General features: G+C 29.2%; 9 protein-coding genes. All 9 read left to right on the top strand.

Annotated features, from left to right (window positions below; translation table 11 throughout):
- Positions 1–29: 29 nt before the first annotated feature.
- The 9 genes from H9I45_RS15890 (at position 30) to H9I45_RS15850 (ending at position 12,616) form a co-directional block, all read left to right on the top strand.
- Positions 30–1,277 (top strand): efflux RND transporter periplasmic adaptor subunit, encoded by a 1,248-nt coding sequence (locus H9I45_RS15890; RefSeq protein WP_088354147.1) that lies wholly within the window; start codon positions 30–32, stop codon positions 1,275–1,277.
- A 5-nt stretch (positions 1,278–1,282) separates the two neighbouring features.
- Entirely contained in the window at positions 1,283–2,659 is a 1,377-nt protein-coding gene (locus H9I45_RS15885) for an ABC transporter permease (protein WP_088354148.1), read from the top strand.
- Positions 2,660–2,663: 4 nt separating this feature from the next.
- A complete protein-coding gene (locus H9I45_RS15880; RefSeq protein ID WP_088354306.1) occupies positions 2,664–4,127 on the top strand; it encodes a TolC family protein in 1,464 nt (487 codons plus the stop codon).
- 147 nt (positions 4,128–4,274) lie between these two features.
- Positions 4,275–6,614, top strand: coding sequence for a TonB-dependent receptor (locus H9I45_RS15875; protein ID WP_394364908.1), 2,340 nt, complete (start codon positions 4,275–4,277; stop codon positions 6,612–6,614).
- A 32-nt stretch (positions 6,615–6,646) separates the two neighbouring features.
- Positions 6,647–7,480: a DUF4249 family protein gene (locus H9I45_RS15870; RefSeq protein WP_088354150.1), complete on the top strand. Its 834-nt coding sequence runs from the start codon at positions 6,647–6,649 to the stop codon at positions 7,478–7,480.
- A gap of 19 nt (positions 7,481–7,499) precedes the next feature.
- Positions 7,500–8,312 (top strand): N-acetylmuramic acid 6-phosphate etherase, encoded by an 813-nt coding sequence (gene murQ / locus H9I45_RS15865; RefSeq protein ID WP_088354151.1) that lies wholly within the window; start codon positions 7,500–7,502, stop codon positions 8,310–8,312.
- Positions 8,309–8,551: a DUF6095 family protein gene (locus H9I45_RS15860; protein WP_088354152.1), complete on the top strand. Its 243-nt coding sequence runs from the start codon at positions 8,309–8,311 to the stop codon at positions 8,549–8,551. Before murQ ends, H9I45_RS15860 begins: the two co-directional genes overlap by 4 nt.
- 5 nt (positions 8,552–8,556) lie before the next feature.
- Complete coding sequence (locus tag H9I45_RS15855) at positions 8,557–9,561, top strand: DUF6695 family protein (RefSeq protein WP_088354153.1); 1,005 nt, start codon at positions 8,557–8,559, stop codon at positions 9,559–9,561.
- Positions 9,562–9,706: 145 nt separating this feature from the next.
- The gene (locus tag H9I45_RS15850) at positions 9,707–12,616 is read left to right on the top strand and encodes a PEP/pyruvate-binding domain-containing protein (protein ID WP_088354154.1); all 2,910 of its coding nucleotides are present in this window, start codon (positions 9,707–9,709) and stop codon (positions 12,614–12,616) included.

Genomic DNA, 12,616 nt, shown 5'->3' with positions numbered 1-12,616 from the left:
AGATTTGTTTTTTTAATCAACCTACTCACATGAACAAGAAACGTATTGCAATTATTGCTGTTGTCTCAGCAATAGCCATTTATTTAATTTACAGTTATTTTTCTCCAGCTTCAGACGATACAGTTTATCTAACTTCTAAAGTTAAAAAAGGAGACTTTATTAGTGAGGTTATTACTTCTGGAGAAGCACAATCTACAAGTTTAAAAAAGATAAATGGTCCAGCAAATCTTAGAAAATTTAGATTAAGAGATATTAAAATTCAAGATTTAGTAGCAGAAGGAACCGTTGTTAAAAAAGGAGATTATGTTGGTAGATTAGATCCTTCTGGTGTAAATGAGCAAATATTAGACGCTCGTTTAAACTTAGAAAGGGCACAATCTAAATACACACAACAACAATTAGATACTACTTTGTCTCTAAAACAAGAAAGAAATTCAATTAAAGATCTTCGTTTTACGATGGAAGAAACAAAATTAGAACTAAAACAATCTATTTACGAACCACCTGCAACAATAAAAAAATTAGAAATTAGCTTAGAAAAAGCAGAAAGAGGCCTTAATGAAAAGTTAGAAAATTACAGCATTAAGAAAAGACAAGCTAATGCTAAAATGGTGGAAGTTGGTACAGAAGTTTCTAAAATTAGAAAAGAATTAAATAATTTATTAGACTTATTAAAATCGTTTACTATTTATTCTGATGGAAATGGAATGATTACATACGTGAGAGAATGGAATGGAACTAAGAAAAAAGTAGGTTCTTCTATAAGTCCTTGGGATCCATCCATTGCAAGTTTACCAGATTTAACAAAAATGGAATCTAAAACATATGCAAACGAAGTAGATATTCGAAAAATTAAAGAAGGTTTGCCTGTAAAAGTTGGTTTTGACGCTTTTCCTGATGTAGAATTAAATGGAATTGTAACAGATGTTGCAAATGTAGGAGAAAAGAAAAGAGGTTCAGATATTAAAGTGTTTCAGGTTATGATTAAATTAAAAGAAACTGATAATAGTATTAGACCTGGAATGACTACATCTAACAGAATATTAACTTTCGAAAGAAAAGATGTTTTAAGCATTCCTTTAGAAGCCATTTTCTCTAAAGACTCTTTAACATACGTATACACAAAATCTGGTTTTTCTGTTTCAAAAAAACAAGTAGAAATAGGAGTTTCTAATAACGATGCTGTTATTATTAAAAAGGGATTATCGGAAAACGATGTTGTTTATTTAAACAAACCTGAAGGTTATGATACAGCCAAAATAGCAAAATTAAACTAATTTCTATGTTCAATAAAATATACATAGAAAAACTAAAATCTAATTTTAGCGAGGCTGTACGTGTTATTTCTTCAAATAAAATAAGAACTTTATTAACTTCTTTAGGAATTATATTTGGTGTTGCTGCAGTAATTACCATGCTTGCAATTGGTAGTGGAGCAGAAAAAGAAATTTTAGCACAACTAGAATTGGTAGGTGTAAATAATATTGTAATTACCCCAATTCCAGATGAAAAAAAAGACAGCGATTCAGAAGAAGAAGATGATGATGGTGCCACAGAATCTAAACGTTTTTCTAAAGGATTAGATATGTTAGATGTTATAAGCATCAAAAACAATGTTCCATCTGTAAAAACAGTAAGTCCAGAAATTATTTTAGAAACCTACGTAATTAAGAAAGGAAGACAAAATTCCGTAAAATTAATTGGAGTTTCAGACGATTATTTTGCAACTTCTAATATTGAGATTGAAAGTGGAAAAAACTTTTCTACTGCACAATCCGAAAATGCATTACCTGTTTGTATTATTGGTAAAAAAATCGAGAAAAAACTATTTACAGGAGAAAGTGCAATAGGTAAAAACATTAAGGTTAAAGATGTTTGGTTACAAGTTATTGGTGTTATTGAAGAAAAGTTTATTTCGGATACTGCACAAGAAAACTTAGGTATTAGAGATATGAACCAAGATATATACATTCCTATAAAGACATTTTTAGTTCGTTATAAAGACCGTAAAATAATTTCCGATAAACCAATGGAAACTGGTAATGGAGTTGTGTTTATAAATGGTGGAAATTCACAAGGTCCTAAAAAGAGAATTCCAAGAGGTAATTATCATCAATTAGACAAATTGGTTGTTCAGGTAAACGATTCAAAAGAACTAAATGCAACTGCAGATGTTTTAAGTAGAATGTTAAAGAGAAGACATAATGGAATGTTAGATTTCGAAATTTCCATTCCTATTCAGCTTTTAAAACAACAACAAAAAACAAAACAAATATTTAATGTAGTTTTAAGTATTATTGCTGGTATTTCTCTTTTAATTGGAGGTATTGGTATTATGAATATTATGTTGGCTTCAGTTTTAGAAAGAACCAAAGAAATTGGTATTATTAGAGCTATTGGAGCAACTAAAGAAGATGTAATTCTTCAGTTTTTAACAGAATCTGTATTGGTAAGTATTGGTGGAGGAATTATAGGAATTTTCTTAGGTATTTTTGCCTCCTATGTACTACAAGTTACCACAGGAATTGAAACTATTTTATCTTTAAGTTCTATTTTATTATCCTTTTTTGTTGCGACACTTATTGGATTAATCTTTGGAATTGCACCAGCAAGATCTGCTGCAAGTAAAAGTCCTATTGAAGCAATTAGACATGAATAAAACTATGAAAAAACTTATTTTATTTCTTTGTATTTTATGTACCGGAATTACTTTCGGTCAAGAACAACAATTTATTACCTTAAAGCAAGCTATAGAAATTGCACAAAAAAAATCGCCAGATTATAAAAGGTTATTAAACCAAAATCAATCTAGTTATTGGAGATATAGAAATTACAAAGCTAGTTTTTTACCACAATTAAGATTAGATGCAACTTTACCACAATATGCAAATTCAGTTAGAAGATTAACGAATGATAATGGACAGGATATTTTCGTACGTTCAAATCAATCTAGAATCGATGGTACATTATCTCTGAATCAGAATGTAGCTTTTACTGGAGGTACATTATCTTTTAGTTCTCAATTAGAACGTGTAGATATTTTTGGAGACAATAGCGCAACAAGATTTTCTGTAATTCCTTTTTCAATTAATTATAATCAAAATTCGTTGTTATTTAATGAGTTTAAATGGGATAAAAAAATTGAACCTTTAATTTATGAAGAAGCTAAAAGACAATTCATAGAAAGTATGGAGCAAATTTCTTTAAACACTTCTAGAAGATATTTTGCTTTATTAAAAGCACAAATGCAATCGAAAATTGCATTAACAAATTTATCGAATCAAGATACCCTTTTTCAAATTTCGAAAGGAAGATTTAAAATGGGAAAAATTGCAGAAAACGATTTACTCCAAATGGAATTATCCGTATTAAATTCTCAAAATACAGTAACTACCAACGAAATTGATTTAAAAAGAAGTTCTCAAAATTTAGCAAGGTATTTAGAATTAAATACAGAAAACCTTGTATTAAATATTCCAAAAGAATTAACCACATTTGCAGTAACTGTAGAAAAAGCTTTAGAAGAAGCTAGATCTAATAGAAAAGCGGTTATAGAGTTTCGTAGAAAACGATTAGAGGCAGAAAAACGTGTTGCAGAAGTAAAAGGAAGCAATCGTTTACGATTAGGTTTAAATGCTAATTTTGGAATCTCTCAACAAGGAGATGTTTTTAACGATCTTTTTCAAAATTACAATCAACAACAAAATTTAGCTGTTACATTAAGTATTCCTTTATTAGATTGGGGTGTATCTAAATCTCGAAGAAAACTTGCAGAAGCAGATAAAGATTTAATTTACAACAATGTAGAGCAAGACGAACAAGAATTCGAACAAGAAATTTACTTACATACTTTAAATTGGCAAAACCAGCGTAATTTCCTAAAAACGGCTCAAAAAGCTCAAGAAATTGCAACTAAAAGGTTCGAAATTACTAAAAAACGTTTTGTTTTAGGTAAAATTACCATTACAGATTTAAATTTGGCTTTAACTGAAAAAGACAGGTCTGTTCTGCAATATTTAAATTCATTAGAGAAATTTTGGGTAGATTATTATACACTAAGAAGATTAACACTTTTTGATTTCATAAAAAACAAGAAAATTGAAGCGGAAGATATACTTTATGATTAAGTATCTTTTTTAACATTTAATTATTACTAAACAACTTTTTTCTTAAGGTATCTTATGTGTTTTGGTTTATCAATTTAATACTTTTGATGTAAATAAATAAAATCAAAAATGTTGCACATAAAAAAAATGTTCTTGATATTTTTTCTGATGAGTTTTAGCTTAATTAGTCAAGAAAAAGTAACTATAAGTGGAACCGTTTACGATAATTCCAATAACGAAACTTTAATTGGGGTTTCTGTGTATTTTCCAGACATAAACACTGGAACAACTACTAATGAATATGGTTTCTACTCGATAACAATTCCTGAAGGTTCTTACAGAATACAAGTAAGTTATTTAGGATATACTACTATTCAAGAAACCATTGGTTTATCCATAAAAACAACAAAAAATTTTAAGCTTATTGAAGAAACTGAAAGTTTAGACGAAATTATAATTGAAAGTAATATCGAAAAAATAAACATTCGAACACCACAAATGAGTGTAAATAAGCTTAATGCAGCAACCATAAAACAGATTCCTGTTGTGCTAGGAGAAGCAGATATTATAAAGTCTTTAATTCTTTTACCTGGAGTTACAAGTGCTGGAGAAGGCGCTTCTGGATTTAATGTTAGAGGTGGTGCTGCAGACCAAAATTTAATTTTATTGGATGAAGCAATAGTTTTTAATTCTTCTCACTTATTCGGTTTCTTCTCAGTTTTTAACCCAGATGTAATTAAAGATGTGCAACTTTATAAAGGAGGAATTCCAGCAAAATATGGAGGTCGATTATCATCAGTTTTAGATATTTATCAAAAAGAAGGAAATAGTAAAAACTTTAATGTTACTGGAGGAATTGGCTTAGTTTCTAGCAGATTATTAATTGAAGGGCCTTTAGAAAAAGAAAAAAGTTCTTTTTTAGTGGGTGGTAGAGCTTCATACGCACATCTATTTTTACCCCTTTTCGATAATGATAACAAAGCCTATTTCTACGATTTAAATAGTAAAATTAATTATCGATTTAACGAAAAAAACAATGTTTTTCTATCTACTTATTTCGGAAAAGATGTTTTTGGAATTAACGATAGTTTTGTAAATTCTTATGGAAATACAGTTGTAAACTTACGTTGGAATCATCTTTTTTCCGACAAAGTATTCTCCAACCTTTCTTTAATTTATTCAGATTATTTCTACGGATTAATCTTAGATTTTGTTGGTTTCGAATGGGATTCTGGCATTACAAACTTTAATCTTAAATACGATTTTAAACATTATTTAAACGATAAATTAAAACTGAGTTATGGTATTAACAACATTTACATAAAATTTAATCCAGGAGAAATTATTCCAAATAGAGAAGATTCTGGGATTGTTGCAGAAAAATTAATTGATAAATATGCGAATGAATTTGCAGCATATTTAGAAGCAGAACATAAAATTAGCGACAACCTTACTTTCCAATATGGAGTTCGTTTTAGTAACTTTATAAGATTAGGACAAGACGAATTGAATACCTATCAAAATAACCAGGCTGTTGTTTATAACGATGAATTTAAGAAATACGAATCTGCAACTCCAACTGGAACAGAAAATTTTAAAAGAAGCGATGTAATTTCTAGTTTTAGCAATTTCGAACCTCGTTTTTCTATGTCATATATTTTAGATGATAATACTTCTATAAAAGCGAGTTACAATAGAATGGCACAATATTTACATTTGCTTTCTAACACTGCTTCACCTACTCCATTAGATGTTTGGACGCCAAGTGGAAAATACGTACAACCTCAGTTGTTAGATCAATTTGCAGTTGGGTATTTTAAATCGATAAAAGATGGCGAATATTCTTTAGAAACTGAAGCGTTTTACAAAGACATTAAAAACCGAATAGACTATATAAATGGCGCCAATTTAATTGCAAATAACGAAATAGAAACCGTTATTTTAAATGGAAAAGCAAGAGCATATGGATTGGAAGTTTTATTTAAAAAAAACGAAGGAAAATTTAAAGGATGGTTTGCGTATACATTATCTAGGTCTGAACAATTGACTCCTGGAAGAAATGCAAATGAACCAGGAATTAACCAAGGAAATTGGTACAGCACTCCTTACGATAAAACTCACGATTTTTCTATAAATGCAAGTTACGAATTGAACAAAAAATGGACGTTTAATAGTAATTTCGTTTTCCAAACTGGGCAACCAACTAATTATCCTGTTGGCCAATATGAAGTGCAAGGTTTAAATGTACCAATTTATGATGATAATCGTAGAAATGCAGACAGACTTCCTGCATATCACAGGTTAGATATTTCTGCCACATTAACTCCAGAAAAGAATAAAAACAGAAAATGGCAAGGAGAATGGGTTTTTGGAATCTACAATTTATATGGAAGACAAAATGCAGCTTCTTTAGCATTTAGACAAAATGAAGATACCTTTAAAAATGAAGCTGTGCAAACATCCATTTTTGGCATTGTACCTTCTGTAACCTATAATTTTAATTTTTAAACCTCACAGAGGTATTAAGTATTTGAACTCACATGAAAAATATAAATATAATTTTCGCTTCTTTAATTCTCCTTTTTGCTAGTTGCGAAAAAGTAGTAGATATAGAAGTTCCAACAATTCCGCCAAAATTAATTGTAGATGCTTCTTTCGAGGTGTTTTTTGATGAAAATCCTGTAATCGCAAATACAGTTGTTAAATTAAAATTATCCGCAGATTATTTCGATGAAACAATTCCTGTTGTTACAAATGCCACAGTATTTCTAACAAATTTAAGCGATAATACTGTTATTAGTTTTGCTGATGGAAATTTAGATGGAAACTACGAACCAACTTCAAATTTTATTCCTGAAGATAATATTGTGTATGAATTAACAGTTATTCATGATAACCAAACCTATAAAGGAAAAGCTGCAAAAGTAAAATCGACACCTTTAACAAGTGTTGTGCAAGGAGATAAAACATTATTTTCTGGAAAAGAAACTGAACTAAAAATAAATTTTACAGATGATGGGACTGTGGAAAACCACTATCTTTTTGATTTTACAAAAATAATTTATTTAGCATTGGAAGATCGTTACTTTAATGGCTCTGATTATAATTTCTCTTACTTTTTTCAGGAAGATGAAATAGAACTACCAACAAATATGACCATAAAAATGACTGGTATTTCGAAAGAATATTATACTTATTTTCGAGTTTTAATAGATCAAAGTGGACAAAATGGTGGTGGACCATTCCAATCTGTGCCTACTTCTCTATTAGGAAATATGATAAATATCACCAATGAAGAAAATTTTCCTTTAGGATATTTTCATATTGGAGAATCAGATACTTTTTCTTTAGACTTAGTTGAAAAAAACAACTAGAAAACAGTATTTTTGATGCATGACATTCATAAAAACTACAGAACAAGATTCCAAATACAATCATTTAGAAAAAATGACTGTAAAAGAATTATTGGTTAATATAAATAACGAAGACAAAACAGTTCCTTTGGCTGTTGAAAAAGCACTATCACAAATAGAAGAATTAACAACGCAAATTGTTAAAAAACTAAAAAATGGTGGAAGACTTTTTTATACTGGAGCAGGAACTTCTGGGAGACTTGGTATTTTAGATGCATCTGAATGTCCACCAACTTTTGGTGTTCCACATGAATTAGTTGTTGGTTTAATTGCTGGTGGAGATATTGCGATTAGAAAAGCTGTTGAAAATGCAGAAGATTCCAAAAACCAAGGTTGGTTAGATTTACAAGAACATAAAGTTTCAGATAAAGACGTTGTAGTTGGTATTGCAGCATCAGGAACTACACCTTATGTAATTGCTGCCTTAAAAAAATGTAACGAAAACAACATTATTACAGGATGTATTACCTGTAATAAAAATAGTCCTTTATCAGAAGTTTCTAATTTTCCAATAGAAGTAATTGTTGGTTCTGAATTTGTTACAGGAAGCTCTCGAATGAAAGCTGGCACAGCACAAAAATTGGTTTTAAACATGCTTTCTACAGCTACTATGATTCAGCTTGGAAAAGTAAAAGGTAATAAAATGGTAGATATGCAATTGTCTAACAACAAGTTAGTACAAAGAGCAGAGAAAATGTTAGTTAAAGAGCTAAAAGTCGACCAAACTACTGCTTCTAAGCTTTTAAAAAAGTTCGGAAACGTAAGAAACTCTATTATAAATTTTAAGAAATGAGTACAAATGTAAATTTATTGGGTAAGGGTTTAAAGTATTTAGCCATTCTTGTTTTTCTTTTTATAGCTTCTCCTATTTCATTAACAATGGGATTTAAGGCTTTAAAGAAGTTCGAAAATACGCCAAACGAATACCTTTCTTATCTCATTTTATTCCTTGCAGGAATTTTAATGATTTTTACAATCTACTTCGCTTTTAAAACTTTTAAAATTTTACTACAAGCCCTTTTTAATAATTAAAAAGAATGCAGAATTCGGACGGAATAATAATTATTTTATCGTATCCAGATACAGTCGTAAGACCTGCATATTGGGAAAGGTTGAGTGGTTTTTGGCCAAAAATAGGAATTGGTGGAAAACATGCTGTACAAGCAGGACATGCTGCATTATTATTGATAGAAAAAGGAAATTCTGAGATTAATTATTTCGATTTTGGCAGGTATATAACTTCTTACGGAAATGGGCGTGTTCGTTCTAAGGAAAAAGACCCAGAATTGGTAGTTTCTATAGAAGCCAATTTTAAAAATTCTAAATTATCTAATTTTAAAGATATTTTACTTTGGTTAGAAAAACATCCCGAAAAAACACATGGAGATGGAAGATTGGTTGCTAGTTTAAATTCTGAAATTAATTTTAGTAAGGCTAAAAACTTCATCAATAAATTAATCGAAAGTAAAGAAATTCCTTATGGTGCTTTTCTAAAAAATGGAACCAATTGTGCACGTTTTGTAACAGATGCCATTATTGCTTCCTCAACAAATAAAAAAATTACAAAAAAGCTAAAAGAATCTAATTTATTAACGCCAAGTCCTATTGGGAACGTAATAAAAGGAAATACAAATAACTTAATATACCAAGCTAAAAATCAACACATTAACGAATATAAAAATAGATCTATTGTAAAAGAATACAAAGAATCTTTTTTAAACAAGTTTGATATTGAACCAGATTTAAGAGGTACAGAAGAGCCAAATTTAGCGGTTTTTAATTTAGAAAATGGAACTTGGTTAGGTGGTATTGGAAGTGGTGCTTGGTTTAATATAGAAGAAAAAATTACCAATCATAAATACAAAGTTGCAAGATATACCTCTAAAGGAATTAAAGATTTTGAAGGTATTTTTATGATAGATAATATTCTTTTCAACCATAAAAAAGAATATAAATTTATACATCCTACAAGTTGTACTGAAATTTTTATTGAGCAAAACAATAATGTATTTTCCTCTAAAATTAATTCAATTTCTTCGTAAGAAAGTTCTTTTTACCTCGCTTTTCATCAAAAATAAATTAAACCAAAAAAACTTTAACTCATACAATTCTTTTGTTAATTCAATTGAATAAATAACTCTTACATATCAATTTAAAAGAATAGATTTGTATAGCCAAAATAAAATTATGAAGAACATTACGCTCATTTACAGCATTTGTATTTTAATTTTTACATCTACAACATTTGCTCAGAAAAAATCGCATAGCGATATTAAAAAAATAGTAGAAGCATATAAAAAAGACATCAGAGGGCCTTATTACAGAATTAAGTGGTTTTGTAAAGATGGTAGCATTAGAGATTCGAAAGATCCTTGTCCAGATTCTATTGGTGGAGGTATACAACATGCAAGCTTTAAAGAATCTGCTCTAGACTTAAGAAAAAGCAATCATTTATTTTTTGCTGAAATCTTAGCGAGTGTTAAAAAGGATGACTTTTTAGATGAAAAAAATAACTACAGTAGATTAAAACAATATCAAATTGGGCAGTATTTAGCAAGTGTAGATGATGGTTGGGTATTAAAAAAAGGCCAATATTATAGAGGTGCAGTACAATCTGAAGATGAAGAAGCTTGGGGTAAAGGTTTCTATGAAACGATTTTAAAAGACGATACTTTTTTAAACTCGAATTACTATTTGGTTAGGCAATCTTTAAAGGATATTCCACACAATGGAGATTCTAATATTGCACAATTAATGCGAAGTGAGTCTAAAGTTTTGGCGGAAGAAATTCCAGATTTTATGGATATTAGAATTAAAATTCATGGAAATCCACAAAAAACAGATATCTATTTAGTACAAAGTTATATAAAGAAAAATGCTTCTAAAATTTCAGCAAAAGAAAAAAAAGCATTTGATAAGCTTTTACTTACGATGAACGAATTTTATGCGCCTTTAAATTATGTTACAATCGCAAACGAACTCGCCAAAGTTAAAGATAAAAATGGCGTACTAAAAACACTTAAAGAATTTATAAATGAAGATAAATCTAATTTTACTCCAAGAGATATTGTTCAAAAAATAACTAATAACCTAGATTTTTTAAGATTTAATATTACTTTATTTGAAAGTAGTAAAGACCGTTTAAATCTTTTAGACTTAACAAATCAATTAGAAAAAATTCTATTAATAGAAACACAAAATTGGAAACCAGAAACCTTAGAAGAAACCATCTTAAAAACAGAAACGCTAATCTGTGCATCTTATGCTACAGGTTTAGTAGAAGCTTGGGAGTTTGATGTTGTAAAACCTATTTTTTCTAATACTTTAGAAAACGAAAAAACGACTCTAGAACAGTTAAATTCTTTAGTAACAAATGCTAGAAGAATTGTAGAATGGAGTACTTCTTTGGTAAAAGCAAATTACCAAGAAGATGTTAACGAATATGCAACTTTCGAATCTTTGGCATATGGTTTTATAGACGATAGAATTAGAAACTCCATTACATTAAACTTAGGAGAAACTGTAAGTAAATTAAACGCTTTTGCAAGTAAAGTTTCCGAAGTAAATAACGATGTAATGTCTATTGAAAACCAAGATGCAATTAGAGGTTTAAACCCTGGTTATGCTTTTGGTAAGTTAATTGTTGTTGCAGGAAATCCTGATGATGTTGAAGTTAATACAAACAATATTTATATTTTTCAAAAACCACCATCGGATTTAAAACCGGTTGCAGGAATTATGACAGTTTCTGAAGGAAATTTAGTTTCTCATGTACAATTATTAGCAAGAAATTTGGGAATACCAAATGCTGCTTTATCAAGCGAAAATTTAAATTCTTTAGAAAAATATAGCAACAAAAATGTCTTTTATGCAGTTTCAAGCAAAGGAAATGTTATTCTAAAGTTAGAAAATGAAATGACAGCTATTGAACAAAAATTGTTTGACAAGAAAGAAAGATCTAAAAACATGATTGAAGTTCCAACTGACAAATTAAAGTTAGATGTTTCTAAAATCATAAATATGAGAGATGTAAAAGCCACTGATTCTGGAATTTTATGTGGACCAAAAGCAGCCAATTTAGGAGAATTAAAAAATCTTTTTCCCGATAAAGTTGTGGAAGGAATTATAATTCCTTTTGGGATTTTTAAAACACATATGAACAAAGAAATGCCAAATAAGAATATGTCTTATTGGGAGTTTTTAAATTCCACTTTTGCACAAGCCAAAAAATTAAAAACAAATAATGCTTCAGAAGAAGAAGTAGAAAATTTCTTAATAAGGTCTTTAAAAGAGTTGCATTCTGCTATATTAAATATCAATTTAGATAGTAATTTCACCCAAGATTTAAAAGATAATTTTTCATCGGTTTTTGGAGATAAAATTGGTAATGTTCCTGTATTTCTTAGAAGTGATACAAATATGGAAGATTTAAAAGAATTTACTGGAGCTGGTTTAAATTTAACGCTTTTTAATATTTTAGAAGAGCAAAAAATTATCCAAGGAATTAAGGAGGTTTGGGCTTCTGCTTACACAGAAAGAAGTTTTAAATGGCGTCAAAAATATTTATTAAATCCAGAAAATGTATATCCTTCAATTTTAATTATTCCAAGTGTAGATGTAGATTATTCTGGTGTAATGATTACCAAAGGAATTAACCAGGGTACAGAAGAAGATTTAACAGTTGCTTTTAGTAGAGGAGCTGGAGGAGCTGTGGATGGGCAATCTGCAGAAACAAGATTAATAACTGCAGAAACAGATTATTTATTAAGCCCAGCAAGACAAGCAGATTATATTCGTTTGCCAATAAATGGAAGTACCAAAAAATATTACACCACTTTTAGTAAACCTATTTTAAATCCTCGAAATGTAAATGACATTAGAGAATTGGCAACAGAAATTAGATCTAAAATTGGAGCTAAATCTACAGAAGAACCACATGCATACGATGTTGAATTTGGATTTAAAGACAATAAATTATGGTTGTTTCAAATAAGACCTTTTGTAGAAAATAAACAAGCAAAAAGTTCAGATTATTTGAACTCTATTGCTCCAAAAGTAAATATGGATACAGAAATAAAATTAACCGAAAAAATATAA

The organism is Polaribacter haliotis, assembly GCF_014784055.1.
Classification (GTDB): Bacteria; Bacteroidota; Bacteroidia; order Flavobacteriales; family Flavobacteriaceae; genus Polaribacter; species Polaribacter haliotis.
The sequence above is the reverse complement of the archived record's forward strand: the minus strand, read 5'-3'. Positions and strand labels throughout refer to the sequence as shown.